Here is a 24,947-nt window from a genome sequence, read left to right as displayed (position 1 = left end):
GCTTTTTCATGGCGCTTTACACAGGATACGCCCATCCTTGACACCTGGTCTGCAAGCCTGATTACTTGCCGAGCGGGCTCGCCGCCGGGCTGGCAGGAGCACGAGTGCGGCTATCGCCCTTGAGCTCCTGCGGGTTATCCCATGTTCCGCCGATTTCGTACTCGTCAGCCGCCAACTGATTCAGCGGGTCTTTCAACAGTTTTTGCGCAACATACGCGGCAGCGCCCACCACCGGTCCACCTGCCAGCGCCGCAATGGATAAGCTGTCGCTCAGATAAGGGGTGACCTTGATGTAAAGGTGCTGGGTTTCTTTTTGCAGGTCGGTTTCACCGCGCATATCCACGCGTGCGGTCGGGCCTTCCATGCGGAAGTCATCGCTGCGCATCACGCCTTTGTCTATCTTGACGCTACCGCCGATTTTATCGAAGGTAAAGCCGCTACTGAAGACATCGCGGAAATCAAACGTCAGGCGGCGCGGCAGGTTTTGCAGACTCAGCATGCTGAACAAACGCCCAACGCCTGGCTGAATCTTCAGAATCTGCCCGTGGCGCGCATCCAGTTGCAAGTTGCCGCTCAAGCCGGCAGAGTTAAACTCATGTGGACTGCCTGGCCATTTCAGCTGACCAGTCAGGTCGGCTTCGCCACCTTTGACGGTGCCGGGGTAACCAAAGCGTTCCAGGGTCTTGCCCAGATCCTTGATATCCCAGTTCAGGGTGATGCGGGTATTGGGGTTACGCTTCCAGTTATGCCATTCGCCCTCGGCAGTCAGGGTACTATCCGGATTGATGATCTTGAGTTTTTCTATGCTCCAGTCATCATTCTGTTCACTCGCCTGCAGCTCTAGGCGCCCAAGCTTTTTGTTACCCATTTCGTAGTTTTCTGCCACGATATCCAGAGCAGGATATTGCTGCGCCTGCTGCTTGAAATCGCCCTGGGTGCGCAGCTCTGCGGTATTCGGCGTGGAGCTGGGGGAAATCAGGTTTTTCAGCCGGGCAATGACCTTGCCATTGCCTGCGCTCAGCCATTGAATGTCGCCATTCATTTCGTGACTCTGCACATTCAACTGCCAGCCGCCAGTGATGGGGCGCGCATTAAGCTTGAGGCTGTTGATGCGCTTGTCAAAAATATCCAGGCGATTAACCGTCAGGTCGACCTTGGCAATCGGCGGCAGGGCAGCACTGCTATTGCCACTTGTTACGCTGGCAGCCGGGGTAGCGGCGCCATTCATGCTGGGGGTATTGCTCGTGGCCATGCTGGCATTGGCTTTGTCTGCCAGATTACGCCACTCATCCGCATCCAGCTGCTCCAGTACGGCGCGCACGTTAATGCCGGGTTGCGCACTCTGGCTTGGCGACTCGGCGGGCGCATTCACGGCAATGTCACCATGGTCTATCTTCATTTTTCCGTTCAGCTCAGAACGGAGTATTTTCGCGGTGATGAAATTGCCCAGCGCGACATTGAAGCTATCTTGCGATGGCGTTGTTTGGCGCTTCTCAACGTGCAAAGGCATGATGTCCGCTGGCGATTTGTTCAGTGGCGGTGGTAGCGACGAGGTAATACCCACCAGACTTGAGTCTATGGTCAGATTGAGCATTTTGTTCTGGATATGGATGTCGCCGTTCCAGTCTGTGCTGCCCGAAATACGGTCTGCCATTCCGGGGCCAAATGCCTGGCGCAGGCCGGCATCATTGAGGCGGCCGCGTGCGGTGATATGAACGGAATGATCCTTGTTGGTCACCAGATTGAGCACGGCAGGGCCGCCATAAATCCAATGGCTGACATTCTGCGCATGCAGTCCGTTTTCGGTGAATTCCAGCTTGCCATTTATGCGGGTGATCTCGGGGATTTCCTTGTCGCTCATGCTGCCATTCTTGATCGTGTAGCTCCCCTTGACCTTGGTATTGTTTGCGTCGTGCAGGGGGATGGACAATTGCAGATTAAGCTTCCCATCGCCGGATGTTACCAAGGTGGGCGTAAAGCCCTCTGCCAGATGCAGCAAGGGGCTGTTGTTGATGAAGCGTATGCCGTCGCTGACCAGGCCGCTGGCTTCGCCGGTGATGTTGAGGACAGGCTCAGCGACATGCAGCCCGGGGATGGCAATATTGGCTTTCGTAATGCGCGTTCCCAATATCGTGCCATCGGTGGCGTTCAATTCCATGCGATTGCCCTCAAACAGCATGTCCAGCTTGATGCCCAGGATTTTGGGCCAGCCTGGGGCATAGTCCAGTTCGCCGTCATTGATTTTGGCGGTGACACGGAACAGGCCGGTTTTGTTATTCGGGTAGGGAAAATCATGCAGATTGCCCTTGACCGTCACATTGATATCCTGACCACGCCCTTTCAGGATGGCGCTATCCAGCCATGCCAGCGTATGTTCGCCGAGAATCTTGGGGTAGTAGAAGCGGGCATACTGCGCATCGGCCTGACCAAACTTCGCATTCAGGTCCAGATAGCCACCCTTGACGCCGTTCATCAGATAATTGGCATTGATGGTTCCGGCCAGATGGGGGTTGGCGATGGCGAAATTCTTGACGCGAATATCCAGCCCACTTTTATTGTGGGTCCATTTTACTTCGCCACTCAGGCGGTCAGCCGGAATCGGCCAGCGCATGATGTTTTCCAGCTCAAGCGAGGCGTTGCGCGCATTCAGTGTCAGTGTGCCGTTATCTTCGTCTGCATCCACGCTGCCGCTGAGATTGCTGAAGCCGGGGAACTGCTTGAAAGGCCGCATGCCAAGATTGCTGAATTTGCTGCGCAAGCTGTATTCCTGCGGAATCGTCTCGCTGCCGCGCCAGCTGATATCGACATTTTCCAGCTTGCCGGTAGGGCTGATCTCCTGCAGGTTTTGCTTCACGTTCTTTGGCAGCGGAATGTAACCTGCGAACGTGTTCAAGGTGTCCAGCAGAATCTCGTCCAGGCGAACGCGACCTTCAATCCATTGCTTGTCCTTGATCCAGCGCTCGCGCAGGCTGATGCTGCCGTTTTGCATGTCCAGGCCATCGGGGGTATTCAGCTTGATGTTTTCGGCGGTGAATTCCTGCCCATCTTTATGTTTGTCCCAGCTCAGGCGTCCGGAAAGGTGGTTGAGCGTGGCTTGCGGGCTGCTTGCCGACAAGCGCGTTTTAACATCACTCAGGATGACATCGCTGACAATATTGCTGGGCTTGCCATCATCCAGTTGCAACCAGAAACGGGCTGCGCCATAGCCTTCATAAAGATCGAACGGATAGGAAATCCATTTGCGCCAGGCCGAGATATCTGTGCCCTCCAGCTTGGCGTACACAGTGCCACTCCAGTCTTCTGGCTGGCTGATGTCTTTGCCATAGAGGTTGCCGCGGATGTCGATGGGGGCGGATGAACCTGCGGAAGGCAGGGCGCGCAGACCAAACATATGATGGCCTATCAAGCCTTTCCAGGCAGGGCTGACCACGCGCAGATTCAGTTGCGTCAGGCTGAGCGGAGGGGCTTTGCGCAATTCGTCTTCCCAGATCACGCTGGCGTCCAGTACATCAATGCGCGACTGTCGCAATGCCCAGTTGGCAAATTGTGGCCGCGAAGGGCCGCCCATGGCCATGCCGGCTACATACAGGGTGCCTTGCGCATCGCGGCGTATGGTCAATTCAGGCTGGTAAATTTCGATGCTGGAAAGTCTGGGCTCCAGCAGAGGAATGCTGAGCCAGGACAGGCTTGCTTCCACATGCCCCAGGCTAAGGGCAGGGCGCTCTTCCGCGTCATGAATATCCACGTTATACAGGCTAAGGTGGGGGTTGAGGCCATCCCAGCTGGCCTTGATTTCACCGATGCTGACTTTCTGGCCCATCGCGGCGGTGGCGCGTGCTTCGATATCCGCCCGGTATTTGTCTATGTTGGGCAACACCAGATAACGCATGCTCAGAACCGCAGCCGCAAATACAAAGATGGCGAGCCACAGGGTGAGCAGGGTAAATCGGTAAACCCAAAACAGAGACTTTTTGACCATAATCTTTCAAAGCCGTACCTGTTAGCCGGTACGTATAGAGGGAGCGGTGCGCCGCAATGCTAACAACCTGTGAGTATTTCATTTTCAATACAGATTGGTCAACGCTTTAGGCGATTAAATTGGCCGTTGGAAGCGGGTTTCCGCCACTTTTGTTGGATATGGCGGAGGCGGGAATACCCTGATTCATTTAAAATGTCGCCTTTGGCCTTTTGACAAGGCACAGCAGATAAAGAGACCAGATTGATTCAATTCAAGAATCTCCACCTCACACGTGGCGTAAAAGTGCTGATTGAAGATGCCAGCTTCCAGCTGCATCCCGGCCATAAAGTCGGTTTGACAGGCGCCAATGGCGCGGGCAAATCCAGTGTGTTTGCCATGTTGCGGGGCGAGCTGCACCCGGAGTCGGGCGACCTTGAGATTCCTCCGCATTGGGTAATCGCCCATGTGGCGCAGGAAACACCCGCGCTGCCGGATGCGGCCATCGAGTTTGTACTGGATGGGGATGCAGAATTGCGGCGCCTGGAGCATGAGGTGAAAGCCGCGGAAGAGGCACAGGACGGTGTGCGGCTGGGCGAATTGCATGCGCGCCTGGGTGAAATTGGTGCCTATGCGGCGCGGGCCCGTGCTGCCGAGCTGATGGATGGTCTGGGCTTTACCTCGGCAGACCTTGAACGTCCGGTATCGGATTTTTCCGGCGGCTGGCGTGTACGGCTGAATGTGGCGCGGGCGTTGATGTGTCGCTCTGATTTGCTTTTGCTGGATGAGCCCACCAACCACTTGGACCTGGATGCGGTTATCTGGCTGGAGAGCTGGCTGAAAAGCTACCCGGGCACCTTATTGCTGATTTCACATGATCGTGATTTTCTTGATGCGATTGTCAATCACATTGCGCATATCGAGCAGCAGAAATTCACGCTGTATCGCGGCGGTTATTCGGATTTTGAGCGGCAGCGTGCCGAGCGCCTGGCGCAACAGCAATCAGTGTATGAGCGCCAGCAACGCGAAGTCGCCCATCTGCAAAGCTACATCGACCGTTTCCGCGCCAAAGCCACCAAAGCCCGGCAGGCCCAAAGCCGCATCAAGGCCCTTGAGCGCATGGAGCTGATCAGTGCAGCGCATGCGGACAGTCCTTTTGGTTTCGAATTTCGTGCACCATTGGCGACCCCAGACCCGTTGCTGGTGCTGGATGAAATGGCGGCTGGATACGCAGGCAAGACCGTGCTGGATGATATAGCCCTGACCATACGGCCAGGTGAGCGTATTGGCCTCTTGGGGCGCAACGGAGCAGGTAAATCCACCCTGATCAAGCTTCTTTCCAATAGCATGCCTGCGCTGGGCGGCAAGCGGGTGGAAGGCAAAGACCTCAGCATAGGCTATTTTGCCCAGCATCAGCTTGAGCAGCTCCGGGCCGATGAGTCTCCGCTGCAGCACATGCTGAGGCTTGATCCGCAAACACGCGAGCAAGAACATCGCAATTACCTGGGTGGCTTTGATTTTCGTGGTGACATGGCCAGTGCACCTTGCGGGATGTTTTCCGGCGGTGAAAAGTCACGCTTGGCGCTGGCGCTATTGATCTGGACGCGCCCCAATCTATTGCTGCTGGATGAGCCGACCAACCATCTGGACCTGGAAATGCGCCATGCCCTGACGGTGGCGCTGCAGGCTTATGAGGGTGGCGTAGTGCTGGTGTCTCATGATCGGGCATTGCTACGCGCAACCTGCGATCGTTTTATCCTGGTCGCTGATGGCAAGGCGCAGGTATTCGATGGCGATCTGGAGGATTACCGGATCTGGCTGGCGGAGCAGAAGGCGCAGGACAAATTGCGCGCGCTACCCCCGCAGACCGAGCTTGTAAAAAAGAACGACAAGGCCCAGAACAAAGCTGAGCGTCAGGCCAGGCTGGCCGAACGCCGCCCGCTGACCAAGGAAGCGGAACAACTGGAGAGTCGCATGGCCGATTGGCAGCAGCAGAAAGTGGCGCTGGAAGCGCGCTTGGCCGATGGCGAGCTTTATAGTGCCAGCGACAAGAGCGAGCTGCAGCAGTTACTGAAAAAACAGGCTGAGCTGACGCAGCAGATAGAAACTGCTGAAGAGCGCTGGCTGGAGGTCATGGCACAGCTGGAAAGCATGCCAGCCGCATAATCCTGCTTAATTTTTTACCCATTGAATCAACGGAAAAACACCATGCAATATTCTCAACGATTGAATCTGCTCTACGGCATTGCGCTGCATGAAATGGGCGGCGATGCCGGCTCCATCAGCGTGGACGACGGTGATGTGCAGGATGCTGCGCATTTCCTGGCATGTTATCTCACTGTCAAGGCGATCCAGCTGGCAGAGCGCTCCCCAGCGGATGAGCGTGTTGAAAATTTTGACATGCTGAGTGTCTATCAGGCCTATGCCATGCTGGTGTACACCTATCTCGTATTGCCCTTAGGCGATGAGGGTGTGCAGCCGGACTTCCAGAAAACGGCCGTGACCATTGCCAAATCCTTGTTTGTGGAGCTGAGCGAAGATGAGTGGCTGGAGATTATTGAGTCCGGTCAGCATAAATATCAGCTGATCGGGGATGCAGAGGCCGAGCACTGGATGAACTACCGGCAGGATCTGGACAAAGCCGTGGTGGCGTTTGTCGTCGCCGGGACGGATGAGAATGCGCCGTTCAGTCCTGAGGATATTTTGCCTATTTTCGGCACCATGCTGAGCATGCTGTGCGAAGCCTTTGAAAGCCTGTGATGTTGGATGGCTGGGAGTGAACCTGCCAGCCTCTCATAATGATGAATTTTGAGAAATAAACAAAAAGGCGCGGTCAAACGACCGCGCCTTTTTGTTTTCAGGACTTCAAATACCTGCTTATGCCGAATACGACAAGCTGGAAGAGTTGCTATCGTTCAGTCCATACGCAGAAATCAATTGCTGGATTTGCCGCGTGATCTGACTCATGGCTGAGTTGCTGGAAGAGCTGCTCGTGGAGTCGGTACTATCCGAACTGCTTCCGTTGGCTTTGTTAGTGGATTCCTTGTAAGCCATGGCTTCCTGCATGGTGACCTTGCCATCCTCATTGGTATCTGCCGCTTCAAAATTCTCGGAAATATCCGTCATCAGGCTGGAAAGCTTGCTGTCATCGGTGCTGGATGCAATGCTGGTCATCTCATCCTTGGTCAGGCCGGTGTCCTCCTTGCCTTCGCCGCCTTTAGGGGGAGGAGGTGGCATGCCTTGCGGGCCGCCTGATCCGCCCATGCCGCCTTGCATGCGCATACTGTCAAACTGGCTGTTTAGCCCGCTCAACAGATTGTCGATGCCGGACGTCATCTCATCCTTGGTAATCTTGCCATCGCTGTCGCTATCAAGCGCGCTGAAAAGATCGTCGACATTGCTGCTACTGCTATCTGAACTGATGGAAGAAAACGCCGATTCAAGATCGGTTTTTTCTATGTAGCCCTGACTTTTGGTGTCCAGTTTTGAAAACAGACTACTGGCAATTTGTGATGTAGAAACGCTAGATATCATCATTGTTCTCCTTGTTGTTTTTACTGCTCCCCCCGGAACAATGTGGAACAAGGATATGGCAGGACCATACCGTGTCCACATGGACTAGTATCGGCCAAAGCGCTCCATTTTTTCGACTTGCAAGTGTTAAGTTGGGTAAAACAATGTTAAGGATAAAGTCCCGCTAAATCAGCATGATAAAGCGGGTTTTATAACATCAGGTTTGCTATCAGATCAAAGTCAATGCGGGCTTTTTGCTGTTCTGCGGCGTGAATTTTACGGGCTCTTGTGGCTTGTGTTTGCCGAATTGCGCTTTGGTTTCCTCCAATTGCTTGCGCTGTTCAGCGGTCAATATGCCATTGATCTTGAAGTCATTGCGTACGCGCGACAGTACGAATTGTTTTTCGATTTCACTTAACTTTTCCGCCAGTTGCTGCGCCTTGCGCTCATCAAACGAGGGGGCTTTGGCCAAGGCATCCAACTCATCCAGCGCATGACGGCGCTGTTTTTGTTGTTCGCGCAGAGCGGGAATCTGATCATGCATCAAGGCGAATATTTGATCTTCCTGGGCTTCGCTCAGATCCAGGCCGCGCAGATAAGGTGGCAGGCCGGGGCCTTGCTTGTTGTCGGCAAGAGCGGGGCCCATATGATGCGGAAACCCTGGGGCAGGGGGATCCTGCAGCAAGGGCTGTGCTTGAAGTAATAATGGCAGGCTAAGGCCAAACAGGCCAATCGCCAGTGTGAGCTTGTATAATGTGCTGGTGTTCATGATCTCTCCTGATTTGTAAGTCCTGAATCTGTAAGTCAAGTCGGTCATCATCGCCGACAACTGCCATGCCATTCTGCCGATTTTGTCTGTAAACCTCTGTTAAATAGAGGTTAAATTAGGTAAACCTCTGCTGTGTTTTGTGTGTAAAAATAGGTAAAACACAGGGTGTAGCGTTGTCTCATGTATGTCTCGCTCGTTATCATCATCAAATGATCAAAATGAGGAATGATGTTTACGCCATGAATAAAGTCTTGCTGATTGACGACGACGTTGAATTGGTAGGAATGCTGAAGGAATATCTTGAGCAGGAAGGCTTTGATCCAACGGTCGCCTATGATGGTGAATCAGGCGCGGAGCAAGCCTTGCGCGATACCTATGATCTGATCCTGCTCGATGTGATGATGCCCAAGATGAACGGGATTGATGCCTTGCGCGCCATTCGGGCTGAGAAAAATACTCCGGTGTTGATGCTGACCGCCAAGGGCGAAGACGCTGATCGTATCGTCGGGCTTGAACTGGGGGCGGATGATTACGTACCCAAGCCATGTACCCCCAGAGAAATAGTGGCCCGCGTTCGCGCCATTTTGCGTCGCACCCAGCCTTCGGATAATGCGCAGCCAGTCCAGATTACGGTAGGTGCACTGACCCTGTGGCCGGAACAGCGCCGCGCCGAGTGGTCAGGTAATGTGCTGGAACTCACCAGTACCGAATTCAATCTGCTGGAAGTGCTGGTACGTCATGCTGGTCGTGTGGTCAGCAAGAGCGATCTTTCCTTGCAAGGTCTGGGGCGTCCCCTGGCCAGGTTTGATCGCAGTATTGATGTCCATCTCAGTAGCATCCGTCAGAAAATTGACGCCTATGCCAATGGCCGCCACTACATACAAACGGTTTATCGTATGGGTTACCAGCTCGTCCGCGAATAACTATGGGGCGGCTTTACTGGAAGTTCTTTTTCTTTTTCCTGTTTGCACAGCTGACATCGGTATTCGGTGTTGGCTTGGCCGTGTGGGCCCATAATCGCAGCCTGGAAAACTCCCGATCCCTGATTGAAGCGAGTCCTCCTGCCATGTCCGTCCTGGCCGCGGTCTCCGCGACGCTGGAGCATGGCGGTGTGGGCGCCACGCGCAAAATGCTGGAAGGCTGGCCGCAACGTCGTATGCCGCAGATTTATGTGGTAAACGAGGCGGGTGAGGATCTGCTTCAGCGCAGGGTTTCTCCCGAGTTACTGCAGCTGGCTATTTCGCAGCTCGATAAAGACGAGGCGGTGCGAAGCATTCACGCAGATGATGGTCATGAATACATTTTGTTTGTTCCCTCGCGTTCTCGCGGTGGACAGCCTCCCCCCAATGAGGGCATGGGGCCCCCGGATGGGCCACCGCCCGACATGCACGACCCCTCCGACATGCATCAGCCACCACCGGGCGAAGGTGCTGAGGACGGGCCACCACCTAATGGCGGCATGCGCTCACGTTTCTGGCGGGTGTTCCCATTAGTCCCGCTGTCGGCAGGGGTGATCGCCAGTCTGGTATTCGCTGCCTTGCTGGCATGGTATTTCTCCAAACCCATACGCAGTTTGCGTCAGGCATTTATTACGGCAACGGATGGCGATCTCGAGGTGCGTGTAGCCGGCTCCATGGGGCATAGGCGCGATGAGTTGAGCGATCTTGGGCGTGACTTTGACACGATGGCATCACGCCTTGGGGCTCTGCTACAAGGTCAATCAAGACTTTTGCATCATGTCTCGCATGAGTTGCGCTCGCCGTTGGCGCGCATGCAGATGGCAATCGGACTTGCACGGCAAAGCCCGGAAAAAGTCAGCAGCTCGCTCGAGCGTATCGAGCGCGAGTCCATACGCATGGATAAATTGGTAGGCGAGCTCTTGGCGTTTTCAAGGTTGGAATCCGGTGTGACCAATATCCACAAAGAGCGCGTTGATCTTAGTGATCTCCTGTTTACATTGGCGGAAGACGCGCAGTTTGAAGGCAAGGATCGCAAGATGGAGGTGAGATTACTGCCACACGATGATTTTGTGCTGGAAGCGCAACCAGACTTGCTGCATCGAGCGCTGGAGAACATCGTGCGAAATGCGCTCAAATATGGTCCCGATGGAAGTGATGTGGATATTGACGTCAGCAGTGATCCCGCCACACGCATGGTACTCATCCGCATACGTGACCAAGGCATGGGTGTTGCCCCACATGAGTTGGAAACCATCTTTCAGCCGTTTTATAGAGCCAACTCTGGATTGGGCTCAGATGGCCACGGCATTGGGCTTGCCTTGGCCAAGCAGGTGGTCGAGATGCATGGCGGCAAAATTGCCGCGCGCAATATTTCTCCTGTAGGCTTTGAAGTCGCCGTCCAACTGCCATATCTGGACTAGCGCTGCATCAACTCGACTCATGAGTGCGATGTAGCGCGCATCATCCCCTCAATATTTTTCTATCATTTCATCTCTCTGCAGATTTTCCTTCTCGCGGCGATTTCCTTCGGGTAATCGCCTGCGCATCGTAATGGCATAAGCCTCTTTTTGTACATTGAATTTATACTTTATTAAAATCAATGGCTTGAGATTTTATTTGGTCGCTTTTGATGCTCTTGCCTGCTTGTTTTTCCGTTTTATAACTTCCTGATAATCCTCTTCCGCACGTCTTCCATATAGCACCTTGAGCCAATGGTTGAGGTGTGAATCTACTGCTAGCCTTTCACTTGTTCATAGCAACTCTCCAGGCTGCAGAAAACTTGGCTTGCTCTGAGCAATGCATGGCAAATCCAAAATAAAAATTGATGAAGGAATGTTGTACCGGGTTGTGCATCCGGCAGCCATCAATACTGATGACCGGATACGCAAATAACTATAAAGCAGGTTCACAAGCGTCTATAGGGGTTCATATGAGTATTACACAAGTTAAAACGCTGCCCTTGCTCCAAGGGCTCCCTCAGCCATTGCTGGATGAGTATTCCCGATATTTCAGGATGTTTCGAATCGAGAAAAAGCATTTTGTATGTCATAAAGGGGATGAGGCCAATGAGTTGTTTTTCTTGCTGAGTGGTCGCCTCATGGTGGTGGATATTTCGCTGGAGGGCCGCCAGACCGGGCTTAATTTTATCGCTCCGGGTGATTATTTTGGAGAGTTGTCGGTGTTGGATGATCTGCCTCGTCCAGCTTCCATTGTTGCGGTTTCAGAGTCCCTCATCGCGGCCTTACCCAAAAGCAAGGTCAACAGCCTGGTCAACCATGTTCCAAAGGTTGCCGAGCGCATGTTGAAGGATATGTGCCATCGCATGCGAATGGTGACGGATCTTCGTTGTTTGCTGGGCGTGCCAAATGCATATAGTCGTGTTTTTTTACTGATTTCCCGCATGGCAAAAAATCAGCCATATGTCGATCATTTCCCCTCGCACCAGCAGGTGGCTATCATGGTTAACACGAGCCGCGAAACCGTCTCACGCGCCCTCGGTTTACTCGTGACTGAAGGTGTGATCGAGAAGGAAGGCATGCGCCTGATCGTCAAAAATCCAGCCGCCTTGCATCAGATGGCGAGTGATTTCATGATCTCTGGATCAAAAGTCTGAAGGGGGAATCAGGCCAGTATCTACCGGGTGCGTGTGGCAGTGACTGCGGGAAAGTGGAGGGGATTGCCTCTGGGTGAGGCAATCCAATGATAGTGAATGGGGGGAGTGAGGTGACTTAATGTTTTTTTGACACAGGGAGTATTTACATTAGCGGAGCACCCACAAGGTGACCCATTAGAGTATGATTTACGTTCGATAGTGGCCTGAATCGGGCTTTTGCCATCTAACCGACATACTCTACAGGAGGTCACGTGACACGTTTTATCGTATGTATCTTCGCTTTGCTTCTCTCTTTTCAATCGCTGGCAGCGGAAAGTGCGCCCACTGATGAGTCGATTAAAAATCTGCTGGATGCCATGAATGCCAAGCAGATGCTGGAAAAAATCCGGGCACAAAATGCAAGCTCGGTAAAAGCCTCGATTCTTGGGCAATTGGGCGGAAAGCAATTGAATCCGCAACAGGAAAAAGTTTTGAATACCACGTCGGAAAAAATTTCCAGCATCATGGCTGAAGTCATGACCTGGGAAAACTTCCAGAGCATTTATACCAGCCTCTACAAAAAGAACTTTACCCAGGAAGAAGTGAATGCCCTGACCGCATTTTATAAAACGCCAGCAGGCAAATCGGCCATGAACAAAATGCCAGCGGTTACCCAGCAAATCATCCTGGAAAGCCAGAAGCTGTTGGTCCCGGTACAGGATCGAATCCAGCAGGCGGCACAAGAGGGGGCTGTCGAGTTTCGCAAAGCACAGTAACAACTTTGCTTGAAATGTAAAAGTCATGCCACGCAAGATTTTCGCGTGGCATTTTTCATTCAGGCAGGAAAAATACCTGCTAGAATCCTACTCAAGGGTTATCGGTTTCAGAGGCGTCAGGGCGCGCCTGAAACCGACTTTCGGTTTTGTAATAACTTTAATTCAATGATAAAAAAACCATGATTCATCCAGAACATAATCAGCGGGAATTTTTCCGTATTCCACCACCGGGGCTGTTGTGCACTATCCCGATGATAGAAAGCGCACCTTCCTTCCCTGTACTTGATATCAGTATCGCAGGGCTGGCATTGGTATTACCCAAGAGCAAGCACAGCACACTTGAGGTTGGGGCGACGTATCACGACTGTAACTTTGTGGTGCCCGAGTTTGGCGAAATCAACGTCACCATGCTGGTCAGAAATGTACTGGAAATGAACGAAGGTACTGCACTACGCCATTTCCGTGCTGGGTTTTCCTATGTGGACGTTAAGCCGCAAACCCAAGCCCGCTTGATGCGCTATATTGCCTATCTTGAGCGCTTGCTGCACAAGCAGCAGATTGCGGCGGAATAAGCCGACTGCATTAATTGAATGAATCAACAGAGCCTGCTGATCGCAGGCTTTTTGTTTGGATTTGCATTGAAGTGATCGCCTGAGCATTTACGCTGGGCTTTGGAGTTTCTCCGTCAACGTGTCAGGCGTTGGCTACTTCATGATAACAATATTAAGGTGATGAACATTTTTACCCGCCAAACCCGCTTTCTCGCGATTGCCTCGCTGTTTTTCATACTCGCGGCCAATCTTTCGCTATGGGCCAAGTTGCTTGAAATTTATCCTCTGGATAAGCCTTTCAGTATCAACTTGCTGCACTTTTCCAGCATTGCCTTATTTTTTGCGCTAAGCACTGTGCTTTTCCTGTTGTGGGTATGCCATGGCAGGATGGGCAAATGGGTACTGACCACCTTGTTGCTTGTTTCGTCGCTGGCTGCTTATTACATGGATCATTACGGCGTGGTGATCGATGTTGTGATGATTAACAATATCTTTGAGACCGATGTCAAGGAAATCGCCGGCTTGGTCAATGCCAGCATGGTCTTGCGGTTCCTGGTTCTGGGCCTGATCCCAGCGGCGATCGCCATAAGCTACTGGCCGGCCTCCGAAGGACGTAAGCGAGAGCTGGTTTCACGCGTCAAACTTTCCTTGTGGCTGTTACTGGCGCTGATTCTGTCGATTGTCATTGCTCTCTCCAATTTCACCGGTTTTGTGAAAGAGCACAAGATTACCCGGCTTTATGCAAACCCAACGGGGTGGAGTTATTCGACCCTGTCATATGTCAGCCAATATGCACGAGCAGCAAGCTTGAAAACCGTGTTGCATGAGTCTGCGGCCGATACGCAGGAGGTGGGTGTGCATCCCGAGAACGAACTTGTCATCCTGGTGGTGGGTGAAACAGCCAGGGCGGATCGTTTTTCGCTCAATGGCTATGACCGCCCGACAAATCCCGAGCTGGCAAAGCGCGATGTCATCAGCTTCAAGCATGTCAGCTCCTGTGGAACATCCACAGGTGAATCGGTGCCTTGCATGTTTTCCTCCTTGGGCCGTGAACATTACACGCGTCAGAAGGCCAGCCAGTATAAAAACGCGCTTGATGTGCTGTCAGAAGAGGGCGTGCAAGTCCTCTGGCGTGATAACAACTCCGACTCCAAAGGAGTGGCTACCCGCGTTGAATATCAAGACTTCAAGAGTCCTACATTCAATCCTGAGTGCGATACGGAATGCCGCGATATCGGCATGCTTTCAGGCCTGGATAAATATATCGAAGGGCATAAAGGCAAAGATATATTGATAGTGCTGCATCAGATGGGTAACCATGGGCCGGAATACTACCGGCGCTACCCCCAAGCCTTTGAGTATTTCAAACCTGTCTGCATGACGGGCGAGCTTCGTAGTTGCAGCCAGCAAGAAATCAATAACGGCTACGACAACGCGGTTCGCTATACCGATTACTTTTTAGCCAATGTTATCGATTTCTTGAAAAAGTACGACAACACCCATGCAACCGCGATGTTTTATGTCAGTGATCATGGTGAATCATTAGGGGAGAAGGGCGTATACCTGCATGCAGCTCCTTATGCCACCGCGCCGATAGAACAAACCCACGTTCCTGCCGTTTTCTGGGCCGGTAAACACTTTGACTACCCGGTCAGCATGATCAAGGCATATGAAGATGCACCGCTTAGCCACGATGACTTGTTCTGTGCCTTGCTGATTGCCTTCGAGATGAAGACCAAAACCTGTGCAGCCAAGGATGACTGGCTATTTAAAAATCCTGATGTCAGCGGTACTTTTCGCGAAAAAAGTGCGCCATGATGCTGCCATGCCCAATGGCGATGTCTCGTCAGTTATAAATCGAATAATGTAGTTTGCGGAATGCATTCGGTGCCATTCCGCTATTGCGTTTAAAAAATTTGACGAAGTTAGTTGCTTCATCAAACCCCAACACTTCAGCGATGATGGTGACCGGCATCTGGGTATGTGTGAGCAGGCGTTTGGCTTCCAGGTTAATTCTGGCTGCAATGTATTCCTTGGCCCCCATGGTAACCGCTGCCTGTGTTGCCCGTGTCAGACTCTTCACTGTGCAGCCCAGTTCAGCAGCATAGTCGGCCACTGCGTGTTGATGCGCGAACTTCTCTTCAACCAGTTTTCTGAATCGCCGGAACCGGGAAAGCTCAGCCGGATGCGGCTCAGTCTCCGCCATCTGTTCTCCCAGCATCGTCAGTCTTAGCATCACCGCCTGCAACTCAAACCTCAGCATGGCATTCTTCATGGCTTTGGTGCCGGCTGCCAGGGTATCTGCATGCATCTGCTTCATGCGTGCGCAAATAATGCTTTCTGCATCCGCCGCCAGATTCAGCTTGGCTGCAGCACCATGCATCGCATTGGCCATGAAGATATTGACGCCTGCATCTTCATTCGAAGACGTCAGAAACTCCGCCTTGAAAATGATCATCCATCCATCGCAACCTTCATTAAGATCAAATTGCAGCGCCTGGTTAGGGCTCAGCAATAGCAGCGTCCCTTTGCTGCATTCAATGGGGCGGTAATCCACCACCGGGGTAGAGCTACCCTCCGTGATCAGCAGCATCAGGTAGAAGTTAATCTGGTGCGCCTGCCGGAAACGGTTTTCAAGAATTCGCGTTCTCAGGATGGCAAATGGAATCACTTCAATGTCCAGCCCATAAGACGCTGGTGGTGTATAGACCACGCGTTCCAGGGCGGGAGGCGATGTTTTTTCGCGCGTGTTCAGAAAATGTCTTTTATTTACCATAAATAGCGCCAAAAATACCTGTGATTACCTCAATCAATTTCCTAATATTACCTCGTCTTATCTTTAATGTCTTTTTCCCTATGGAGCTTTAAATGCGTATGAATGTTGACAAGATGCCATCGCTTTTTGCGATAGGGCTTTTGCTTCTGGCGATGAAAAGTTTCGCCGCCCCCACCTCTGAAAGAAAGGAAACTGCTATGACACCCACAGCAAAGGAACAGGTAATTCAGTTACTCAAAAGTATCGAAACCGGCGAACAGGCACCCGTTGGCTACATTAATGCCGAAAAATATATTCAACATAACCTGAATGTAGGCGATGGTTTGGCAGGGTTTGGTGCGGTCTTGCAGCAATTGCCCAAAGGCAGTGCCAAGGTCAATACCGTCAGGGTGCTGCAAGATGGCGACTTTGTGATCACCCACACGGAATATGATTTTTTTGGCCCCAAGATCGGGTTCGATATATTCCGGTTTGAACATGGAAAAATCGTCGAGCACTGGGATAACTTGCAGCAAACGCCTGCACAAGCCAACCCGAGTGGGCACACCATGACGGACGGGGATAAAACCATCAAAGACCTTGAAAAAACCGCCGCTAATAAAAAGCTGGTGGCCGATTTCGTCGATGATGTCCTGGTGAATGGCAAGCTGGAAAAGCTGGCGTCTTACTTTGACGGTGATCATTACATCCAGCATAACCCGGCAATTGCAGATGGCTTGTCAGGCCTGGGTGCAGCCCTTAAATATCTGGCCGAGCAAGGCATCACCATGAAATATAACCGCGTGCATCAGATATTGGGCGAAGGCAATTTCGTACTGGTGATCAGTGAAGGGGAGTTTGCCGGCAAGTGGACTTCTTTTTACGATCTTTTCCGCGTGCAGAACGGCAAGATCGCTGAACATTGGGACACCATGGAAGCAATCCCGCCGCGGCAGGGTTGGAAAAATCAGAATGGAAAATTCGGATTCTGATTGAGCGCTGAGCTGTAAAACAAAAAAGCCCACAAAACGGTGGGCTTTTTTTATATCTGGCTCCCCGACCTGGGCTCGAACCAGGGACACACGGATTAACAGTCCGTTGCTCTACCGACTGAGCTATCGGGGAATATCGGTCAAAGTTCATCGGAAAAAAAGCCCACAAGACTGTGGGCTTTTTCATATTTGGCTCCCCGACCTGGGCTCGAACCAGGGACACACGGATTAACAGTCCGTTGCTCTACCGACTGAGCTATCGGGGAATCGATGAAGGCGCTACTATAAAGACTCGGCGGGCTTCGGTCAACATTTTTGTGCAAAAAACAGCGTGTAAAATCGACTGTTTTTTTGCGGAAAAATGTGGCTAAAATCCGCCTGATCTTATGCTTTTATAATCAAACAGTAAGTGCCTTTTCAATCCGGTCGAGGGCGTTTCTCAGGTTTTCCATGGACGTGGCAAACGAGATACGGAAATAGCCTTCGGCACCGAATGCAGAACCGGGAACGACGGCAACGCCGACATTTTCCAGCAGGTATTCTGACAAGGCCATATCGGTGGTATCGCTAATTACGCCTGCCTTGTGCAGGTTGGCGATGGCAACGCGCGCATCGGGGAAGGCATAAAACGCGCCGCCAGCCTTGATACACTTGAGGCCTGGCATCTGGTTGAAGCGATTCACCACGTACTCGTGACGCTCGCGGAATGCTTCTACCATGGGGGTGATGCATTCCTGCGGGCCTTCCAGCGCGGCTTGCGCAGCGACTTGTGAGATGGAGGTGGGGTTGGAGGTGGATTGCGACTGCAAAATCTCCATGGCCTTGATGATGTGAGCTGGGCCTGCAGCATAGCCAATGCGCCAGCCGGTCATGGAATAGGCTTTGGATACGCCATTCAGCACTATGCAGCGGCTCTTGAGTTCAGGCGTGGCATTCAGGATGTTATGGAATTTTTCGCCAGTGAGGTTGACGTGTTCGTACATGTCATCTGTGGCAACCAGAATCTGCGGATGCTTCTTCAGCACCTCACCCAGGGCCTGCAACTCAGCCAGGGTATACACCGAACCTGTGGGGTTGGATGGCGAGTTGATCATGAACATGCGGGTTTGCGGCGTGATGGCGGCTTCGAGTTGTGCTGGCGTGAGTTTGAAGCCTTGTTCAATGCCGCACTCGATAATCACGGGCTTTGCACCTGCCACCATCGCGATGTCAGCGTACGATACCCAGTAAGGCGCAGGCACAATGACTTCGTCGCCCGGGTTGAGCACTGCCAGCGCCAGGTTGAAAATACATTGCTTGCCACCTACGCCGACAATCACTTCCTTTTCGGTGTAATCAAAGCCGTTTTCATTTTTGAACTTGGCAACGATGGCTTTTTTCAGGCCAGGAATGCCACTGACAGGGGTGTACTTGGTGAAGCCGCTGTCGATGGCTTTTTTGGCGGCATCCTTGATGTGTTGCGGCGTATCGAAATCGGGTTCGCCAGCGCCGAGACCAATAATGTCGCGGCCTTCAGCCTTTAGCTTGGCTGCACGTGCCGTCACAGCCAGAGTAGGGGATTCTTTGATGGTTTGAACGCGCTGCGAGAGCGGTAAAGCTAAGGGCTCCAAAGTAACTTCCTTGAATGGGGGTGAGTGATAAAGCGCTAATTTTACTCACAAAACCCATCCTGCGGAACTGGCAGCGCGTTTTTTTGATTGTTCTTTCATGCGCTTGTCATGAAATTCATGCTCGGTATTTCAGCATTCCAGCTTGCAACCCACGGTGTTGCCGAATTCCTCTGCGATATTTTTATCCAGATTGAGCAAAGCCACGCTGATTTTATGCACTTCCTGCTTGTCGCCCTTGTCGTTGGCGATAACACCTATCCTGAATAAGGCGTCGGTATTGTTGGCATCCAGCGCCAGCGATTTGCGGTAGTGTTTTTCAGCTTGTTCGGTGCGTGCAAGCTTTTCCTCAGCCCATCCCAATTCGTACCATGCCTCGGTATTGTTGGGTTCTGCCTTGGCCCAGCTCTGGGCGATCTGTTCCAGTTTCAGCCAGTCTTCCTGCAGCTCTGGCACGGCGATGCGCAGGAAGTAGGGTTTGGTATCTTCCTCTTCCTCCCAGAAAGCCTTGCCGGTGATTTGCATGACACTTTCAGCAGGCTGCTGGGCTACCTTGTCCAGCCACTCAATCGGTACCGCATAGAAGTAAGCGACTCGCCCTATGGTTTTGAAGGTATTGATGCCCACCAGCTGACCTTCTTCGTTAAACAAGCCGCTGCCGCTGGCGCCAAGGGCAAAGCGGGCAGTGCTGCGCAGGATGATGCCATCATCCAGCGGGTAAGCTGATTTCACCGTGCCCAGTGACGTGACGGGGGCAGGGGAGCCGCTGGAGTGGCCAATGGCGATCACCTCTTCGCCTTTTTTCATGTCGGAGGCTTTGCCTAGCGTGGCAGGTTTGAATGGCAGGTTGTCTGTCGTTATCAGGCAGAGGTCATGCCAGCGGTCCGCCTGTATCGAGGCAATGGTGTAAGTATCTTCGCCGCGGGATATCCATGGTTCTTTGGTCTGGCGAAAAATATGACAGTTGGTCAGCACTTTATTAGGGGCGACGATCACCCCGGAGCCATAAGCCAGACTACCATTCTGGTTATATCCACGGATCATGACGATCGAGAAAAAGGAATCCATCAGTTTTGCACGGTCAAACGCATGCGCAGTGGGGATAAGGCTTAATGCCGTGAGCAGGGGCAGCAGGTAACGCATGAGTCATTCTCCATAATGTCGTTATTGTTGCGGCCTATGGCCGTCTTGTTTGTAAGTGAGCCTGCCAGAAAGACATTTAATTAATAATCGAGTTCGGCTTAATAGATTTGAACTGCTAGAATACCTATTCGCTTTTATAGGTGTTTGATGTGATTGTTACTTTCCCCAATAGTCGATACCAGCTTCATCAGCCTTTCCCTCCCGCCGGCGACCAGCCTGCCGCCATAGAAAAACTCATCACCGGTATAGAGCAGGGCATGCAATACCAGACCCTGCTGGGGGTAACCGGCTCTGGTAAAACCTATACCATGGCCAATGTGATTGCCCGTACCGGGCGGCCGACCATGGTCATGGCGCCCAACAAGACGCTGGCTGCACAGCTGTATTCGGAGTTTCGCGAGTTCTTTCCGAATAATGCGGTGGAGTATTTTGTGTCCTATTACGATTACTATCAGCCCGAGGCCTATGTGCCCTCGCGCGATCTGTTTATCGAAAAAGACTCCAGCATCAATGATCACATTGAGCAGATGCGGCTCTCAGCTACCAAGTCACTGCTGGAGCGCGAAGACAGCATTATTGTCGCCACCGTCTCGGCCATTTACGGCATCGGGGATCCGGGTGAGTACCATGGCATGGTGTTGCATATTCATCAGGGCATGAAGATCAGTCAGCGCGACATTGTGAACAAGCTGATTACGATGCAATACGACCGTAATGACTTTGACTTCTCACGTGGTGCTTTTCGGGTGCGTGGCGATGTGGTGGATGTGTTCCCATCAGAAAACAGTGAGACGGCCGTCCGCATCAGCCTGTTTGACGATGAAATCGAAACCATACAGCTGTTTGATCCCCTGACCGGGCAGGTATTCAATAAGATTCACAATTTCCGCATCTTCCCTTCCAGTCATTATGTGACCGCGCGGGAAGCGACAGTGCGGGCGATGGAAACCATCAAGCAGGAACTGCGTGATCGCGTGGACTTCTTTATCAAGAACAACAAGCTGGTTGAGGCACAACGCATAGAGCAGCGCACGCGGTTTGACCTGGAAATGCTCAATGAAATCGGTTTCTGCAAGGGAATTGAGAACTACAGCCGCCATCTTACTGGCCGCTCCCCGGGCGATGCGCCGCCGACACTGATTGATTATCTGCCAGCCAATGCCTTGATGATCATTGATGAAAGCCACGTGACTATTCCGCAGATCGGTGGCATGTACAAGGGCGACCGCGCGCGCAAGGAAAACCTGGTGGATTATGGGTTCCGCTTGCCTTCGGCGCTGGATAACCGGCCGCTGCGATTTGAAGAGTTTGAGCGCATCATGCGGCAAACCGTGTTTGTCAGCGCCACGCCTGCCGATTATGAAGCCACGCACCAGGAGCAGGTAGTGGAGCAGGTGGCCCGGCCGACTGGCCTGATCGACCCGGAAATCACCGTAAAACCGGCAGATACCCAGGTGGATGATCTGCTCTCGGAAATCAAGCTGCGGGTGGCCGTGGGCGAGCGCGTGTTGGCGACGACCCTGACCAAGCGCATGGCCGAGGATTTGACAGACTATCTGTCTGAGCACGGCGTGAAGGTACGCTATCTGCACTCGGACATTGATACCGTGGAACGGGTGGAAATCATTCGCGACTTGCGCCTTGGCGAGTTTGATGTACTGGTCGGCATCAACCTGCTGCGTGAGGGGCTGGATATTCCTGAAGTATCTCTGGTTGCCGTGCTGGATGCTGACAAGGAAGGTTTCCTGCGGTCAGAACGCTCCCTGATTCAAACGGCAGGCCGCGCTGCGCGTAACCTTAATGGCAAGGTGATCTTTTACGCCAATAACATTACCCGCTCGATGAAGCTGGCCATGGATGAAACGCAACGGCGTCGTATCAAGCAGATGGCATTCAATGAAGCACACGGTATCGTGCCCAAGGGGGTGACCAAGCGCATCAAGGATATTATTGATGGCGTGTATGACAAGGATGACGCAAAACGCGAACGGCAGGCCGCGCAGGATCAGGCCAGCTATGAAGCCCTGAGCGAAAAGCAGATCATCAAGGAAATGAAACGCCTCGAAAAATCCATGCATGACAGCGCACAAAATCTGGAGTTTGAGAAAGCAGCAGAATTCCGTGACCAGCTGAAAAAACTCAAGGCCAAATTCTACGGAACAGATGTTCCCGATATTCTGCCTTGACGCATGAAAGCCAGTCACTGAAAGATGGCTTGATATGATGTAGCTTAAATCATGGCAGTATCATGGCAGTGCCAGGCATAAAAAAGCCCGTTCCGAGTTGGAACGGGCTTTTTATTTGGCAGCCGTTGACCGGCTGCCAATAGGGTCTACATGTTTACTTCTGTGTTTCGATCAATACCAGTGGCGCTTCAGCACTTTCATCGCTGGTGGCTTTTTGCTGCCATGCCGCTGGTTTACGGCTGCGTGGGGCTGCAGGCTCTGCTTCCACTGGCGCAGCTGCTACCGGCGCATCGGCTTTGGTTTCCACAAGTTGCAAGCCACTTGCTGCGAGATCCAGAGGCTTGGTTTCTGCCTCAGCCTTGCGGCGGCGTGGTGCGCGAGGTTTCTTCTCGGGCTTGTCAGTAGCTTCTGGTTTTTCTGCCTCTACAACAGTTTTGGCTTCGGCTACAGGTTCTGCGGCTGGTGCTGCTTCAGCCACTGCGGCAACAGGTTCTGCTGCCACTACCGGAGCTGGGGTATCACTGACCAGTGCCAGATCCGCTTGTTGAGGTTCCACTGCCTTGGCAACAGGCTCGACTGCGGGGCTGGTCTCAACGGCAGGTGCCGCTGCAACTGTTTCCACGACAGCAGGCGCTTCGTTCACGGTATTGTTTTGAGCAACGGTTTCAACTGCGGCCGCGACAGGTGCTGCTACTTGTTGCGCCACATCATCTGCTACCGGGGCGCCAATAGCGGCATCATCGGCTGCCTTGCGTGCCTGGTTTTCACGTGGCTCGCGTGCTGGGCGCTCACGGCGACCATTACGGCCGCGACGGCTGCGTGGCTCATTGCCAGCTTCGCCATTGGCGGCTTGTTGGGTTGCTGCAGGCGCTGGAGATGCGATGGCCGGTTTTTCACGTGGCTCACCACGCTCTGCACGCGGTTGGTTTTGCTGGCGTGGTTCACGGCCTTCCTGCTGACGTGGCTCCTGGCGATTGCCACGTTCCTGGCGTTCGCTACGCTCATTGGCTGGGCGCTCACCGCGTTCTGCGCGCTCGTTGTTGCGTTCGCCACCACGTTCCGCATTGCGTTCCGCAGCTGGACGTTCACCGCGCTCACCATTGCGGCCATTGCGGTTGTTACGCGCATTGCGTGGCTGATTGCGATTGTTACGGTTGTTGTCGTTGCGTTGCTTGGTGGTTTCAGGCGCAACCACTTCTTCCTTGGTTTCGGTGATCTTGCTAAGCCAGTTCTTGAAACGGCCAAACAGGGAAGGGGCGGCAGGCACTTCAACTGCTTTTTCCGTGGCAATCGGCGCTGGAGATGCAGGGGTAATGCCCTTGACGGCAGCTTCGGCGCGCACGGCTTTGACTTCCTGTTGCGCAGCCGGGTTGTATTCACCCTCGGTTGGCAGCTCTACCATCTGGTAGCTGGCGCGGCTGGTTTCCTCGTTGACATCATCACTGCGAATACGCGAGATGTTGTAGTTCGGGGTTTCCATGTGAATATTAGGGATCAGCACAACCTGTACACCGGAGCGTTGCTCGATCTTGTGTATCTCGGCACGCTTTTCATTCAGCAGGAAGGTTGCTGCTTCCACCGGCAGCTGCACCTGAATAATGGCGCTGTTTTCCTTCATGGCTTCTTCCTGCGTGATTCGCAGGATATGCAGCGCAGTGGACTCGATGCCGCGGATATGGCCTGTGCCATGGCAACGAGGACATGGGATATGGTTGGATTCGCCCAGGCTTGGACGCAGGCGCTGGCGTGACAGCTCCAGCAGGCCGAAGCGGGAAATCTTGCCGGTTTGTACGCGGGCACGGTCATGATGCAGGGCGTCGCGCAGGCGGTTTTCGACTTCGCGCTGATTGCGCTGGTTTTCCATGTCGATGAAGTCGATCACCACCAGACCACCCAGGTCGCGCAGACGGAGCTGGCGAGCTACTTCATCGGCAGCTTCCAGGTTGGTATTGAACGCGGTGTGCTCAATGTCGCTGCCTTTGGTGGAACGACCGGAGTTGACGTCGACGGATACCAGGGCTTCCGTGTGGTCAATCACGATGGCGCCGCCGGAAGGCAGGCGCACTTCACGTGAAAACGCAGTCTCAATCTGGTGTTCGATCTGGAAGCGGGAGAATAAAGGAATCTCGTCGCGATACAGCTTCACACGCGATACATTGCCCGGCATGACGTGGTTCATGAACTGCACGGCTTGCTCGTGAATGTCGGCGGTGTCGATCAGGATTTCGCCAATGTCTGGCTGGAAGTAATCACGGATGGCACGAATGACCAGGCTGCCTTCCTGATAGATCAGGAAAGGGCCGCTTTGCATGGTGGAGGCACCCTCAATGGCTGTCCACAGTTGCAAGAGGTAGTTCAGGTCCCATTGCAGCTCTTCGATATTGCGGCCAATACCTGCGGTACGGGCAATGATGCTCATGCCGTTAGGCACTTCCAGCTGGGCCATCAGATCACGCAGTTCATTGCGGTCTTCGCCTTCGATGCGGCGCGATACACCACCACCACGAGGGTTGTTCGGCATCAGCACCAGATAACGGCCCGCCAGGGAAATAAAGGTGGTGAGGGCTGCGCCCTTGTTGCCACGTTCGTCCTTGTCAACCTGGACGATAAGCTCCTGGCCTTCCTTCAGTACATCCTGAATGCGGGCGCGGCCATCGCTGTCGTTCTGGAAATAGCTGCGAGCGACTTCCTTGAAGGGGAGAAAACCGTGACGGTCAGTACCGTAATTGACAAATGCAGCCTCAAGAGAAGGCTCGATGCGGGTGATGATACCCTTGTAGATATTGCTCTTGCGTTGTTCCTTGCCAGCGGATTCGATGTCGAGGTCGATCAGTTTTTGACCATCGACGATGGCGACACGTAGTTCTTCCGACTGTGTCGCATTGAAAAGCATGCGTTTCATTGTAAGGCTCCCGCGCTCTAAGCGGTCTGGCAGACCTTGTCGCTTCAACGACAAGCAGGATTGCTGATGTCCGGCAGGGAGTGCTCCTGTGAATCACAGTGTATATGAGTGCACTTTTACTGCGTGAGCAGAGTTTGCTGCAGGAGGTAAAACCAGGCGGTTAGGCCGCTTTTTTCATCGCACGGGTTGCGATTCTGTCGCATGGCGGAAAAAAGAATTCTGATCGTTTTAATGTATCAGACTGAT

The 24,947-nt window shown here is 53.0% G+C and carries 17 protein-coding genes and 2 tRNA genes; 10 read left to right on the top strand and 9 right to left on the bottom strand.

Annotation, left to right across the window (positions count from 1 at the left end; all coding sequences use genetic code 11):
- Window positions 1-61: 61 nt before the first annotated feature.
- Complete coding sequence (locus tag FNL37_RS07615) at window positions 62-3,979, bottom strand: YhdP family protein (RefSeq protein ID WP_159355706.1); 3,918 nt, start codon at window positions 3,977-3,979, stop codon at window positions 62-64.
- Between the two features lie 240 nt (window positions 3,980-4,219).
- Between FNL37_RS07615 and FNL37_RS07610 the strand changes: the two genes are divergently transcribed.
- Together FNL37_RS07610 and FNL37_RS07605 are read left to right on the top strand one after the other, a co-directional pair.
- Window positions 4,220-6,121 (top strand): ATP-binding cassette domain-containing protein, encoded by a 1,902-nt coding sequence (locus FNL37_RS07610; RefSeq protein WP_159355705.1) that lies wholly within the window; start codon window positions 4,220-4,222, stop codon window positions 6,119-6,121.
- Between the two features lie 42 nt (window positions 6,122-6,163).
- Window positions 6,164-6,715 carry a hypothetical protein gene (locus tag FNL37_RS07605; RefSeq protein WP_013442108.1) on the top strand — a complete coding sequence of 184 codons (552 nt, stop codon included), beginning with the start codon at window positions 6,164-6,166 and terminating at the stop codon, window positions 6,713-6,715.
- Between the two features lie 117 nt (window positions 6,716-6,832).
- On the opposite strand, the gene FNL37_RS07600 is transcribed toward FNL37_RS07605, so the two are convergent.
- Window positions 6,833-7,492: an EF-hand domain-containing protein gene (locus FNL37_RS07600; RefSeq protein WP_013442109.1), complete on the bottom strand. Its 660-nt coding sequence runs from the start codon at window positions 7,490-7,492 to the stop codon at window positions 6,833-6,835.
- A gap of 205 nt (window positions 7,493-7,697) precedes the next feature.
- Window positions 7,698-8,237: a Spy/CpxP family protein refolding chaperone gene (locus tag FNL37_RS07595; protein WP_159355704.1), complete on the bottom strand. Its 540-nt coding sequence runs from the start codon at window positions 8,235-8,237 to the stop codon at window positions 7,698-7,700.
- 239 nt (window positions 8,238-8,476) lie between these two features.
- Here FNL37_RS07595 and FNL37_RS07590 point away from each other — a divergent pair, with 239 nt between their 5' ends.
- From FNL37_RS07590 to FNL37_RS07565, 6 genes are all read left to right on the top strand, one after another.
- The gene (locus FNL37_RS07590) at window positions 8,477-9,160 is read left to right on the top strand and encodes a response regulator transcription factor (protein WP_015829986.1); all 684 of its coding nucleotides are present in this window, start codon (window positions 8,477-8,479) and stop codon (window positions 9,158-9,160) included.
- Between the two features lie 2 nt (window positions 9,161-9,162).
- Window positions 9,163-10,617: a sensor histidine kinase gene (locus tag FNL37_RS07585; RefSeq protein WP_159355703.1), complete on the top strand. Its 1,455-nt coding sequence runs from the start codon at window positions 9,163-9,165 to the stop codon at window positions 10,615-10,617.
- Between the two features lie 509 nt (window positions 10,618-11,126).
- Window positions 11,127-11,810, top strand: a complete 684-nt coding sequence (locus FNL37_RS07580) for a Crp/Fnr family transcriptional regulator (protein WP_013442114.1) — start codon at window positions 11,127-11,129, stop codon at window positions 11,808-11,810.
- Window positions 11,811-12,061: 251 nt separating this feature from the next.
- Window positions 12,062-12,565, top strand: coding sequence for a DUF2059 domain-containing protein (locus FNL37_RS07575; RefSeq protein ID WP_159355702.1), 504 nt, complete (start codon window positions 12,062-12,064; stop codon window positions 12,563-12,565).
- Window positions 12,566-12,744: 179 nt separating this feature from the next.
- A complete protein-coding gene (locus FNL37_RS07570) occupies window positions 12,745-13,137 on the top strand; it encodes a flagellar brake protein (protein ID WP_013442116.1) in 393 nt (130 codons plus the stop codon).
- Between the two features lie 159 nt (window positions 13,138-13,296).
- On the top strand, window positions 13,297-14,934 hold the full coding sequence (locus FNL37_RS07565) for a phosphoethanolamine transferase (RefSeq protein ID WP_159355701.1): 1,638 nt from the start codon (window positions 13,297-13,299) through the stop codon (window positions 14,932-14,934).
- A 28-nt stretch (window positions 14,935-14,962) separates the two neighbouring features.
- Here FNL37_RS07565 and FNL37_RS07560 read toward each other — a convergent pair whose 3' ends face one another.
- A complete protein-coding gene (locus FNL37_RS07560) occupies window positions 14,963-15,892 on the bottom strand; it encodes a helix-turn-helix transcriptional regulator (protein ID WP_159355700.1) in 930 nt (309 codons plus the stop codon).
- Between the two features lie 197 nt (window positions 15,893-16,089).
- Here FNL37_RS07560 and FNL37_RS07555 point away from each other — a divergent pair, with 197 nt between their 5' ends.
- Window positions 16,090-16,863 carry a nuclear transport factor 2 family protein gene (locus tag FNL37_RS07555; protein WP_041370402.1) on the top strand — a complete coding sequence of 258 codons (774 nt, stop codon included), beginning with the start codon at window positions 16,090-16,092 and terminating at the stop codon, window positions 16,861-16,863.
- Window positions 16,864-16,920: 57 nt separating this feature from the next.
- Here FNL37_RS07555 and FNL37_RS07550 read toward each other — a convergent pair.
- The 4 genes from FNL37_RS07550 to FNL37_RS07535 all read right to left on the bottom strand — a co-directional run bounded on the left by FNL37_RS07550 (window position 16,921) and on the right by FNL37_RS07535 (window position 19,613).
- A tRNA-Asn gene (locus tag FNL37_RS07550) sits at window positions 16,921-16,996 on the bottom strand.
- A gap of 57 nt (window positions 16,997-17,053) precedes the next feature.
- Window positions 17,054-17,129: transfer RNA gene (locus FNL37_RS07545), tRNA-Asn, on the bottom strand.
- A 132-nt stretch (window positions 17,130-17,261) separates the two neighbouring features.
- On the bottom strand, window positions 17,262-18,473 hold the full coding sequence (locus FNL37_RS07540) for a pyridoxal phosphate-dependent aminotransferase (RefSeq protein WP_159355699.1): 1,212 nt from the start codon (window positions 18,471-18,473) through the stop codon (window positions 17,262-17,264).
- A 129-nt stretch (window positions 18,474-18,602) separates the two neighbouring features.
- Window positions 18,603-19,613: a trypsin-like peptidase domain-containing protein gene (locus FNL37_RS07535; RefSeq protein ID WP_159355698.1), complete on the bottom strand. Its 1,011-nt coding sequence runs from the start codon at window positions 19,611-19,613 to the stop codon at window positions 18,603-18,605.
- 149 nt (window positions 19,614-19,762) lie between these two features.
- On the opposite strand from FNL37_RS07535, the gene uvrB reads away from it, so the two are divergent.
- The gene (gene uvrB / locus FNL37_RS07530; RefSeq protein WP_159355697.1) at window positions 19,763-21,799 is read left to right on the top strand and encodes an excinuclease ABC subunit UvrB; all 2,037 of its coding nucleotides are present in this window, start codon (window positions 19,763-19,765) and stop codon (window positions 21,797-21,799) included.
- Between the two features lie 154 nt (window positions 21,800-21,953).
- On the opposite strand, the gene FNL37_RS07525 is transcribed toward uvrB, so the two are convergent.
- Window positions 21,954-24,701: an Rne/Rng family ribonuclease gene (locus FNL37_RS07525; RefSeq protein ID WP_159355696.1), complete on the bottom strand. Its 2,748-nt coding sequence runs from the start codon at window positions 24,699-24,701 to the stop codon at window positions 21,954-21,956.
- Window positions 24,702-24,947 lie beyond the last annotated feature (246 nt).

It is taken from the genome of Methylovorus glucosotrophus (genome assembly GCF_009858335.1).
Taxonomy (GTDB): domain Bacteria; phylum Pseudomonadota; class Gammaproteobacteria; order Burkholderiales; family Methylophilaceae; genus Methylovorus; species Methylovorus glucosotrophus.
Note: the sequence above shows the minus strand (reverse complement) of the source record. Positions and strands in the feature narration are given on the sequence as shown.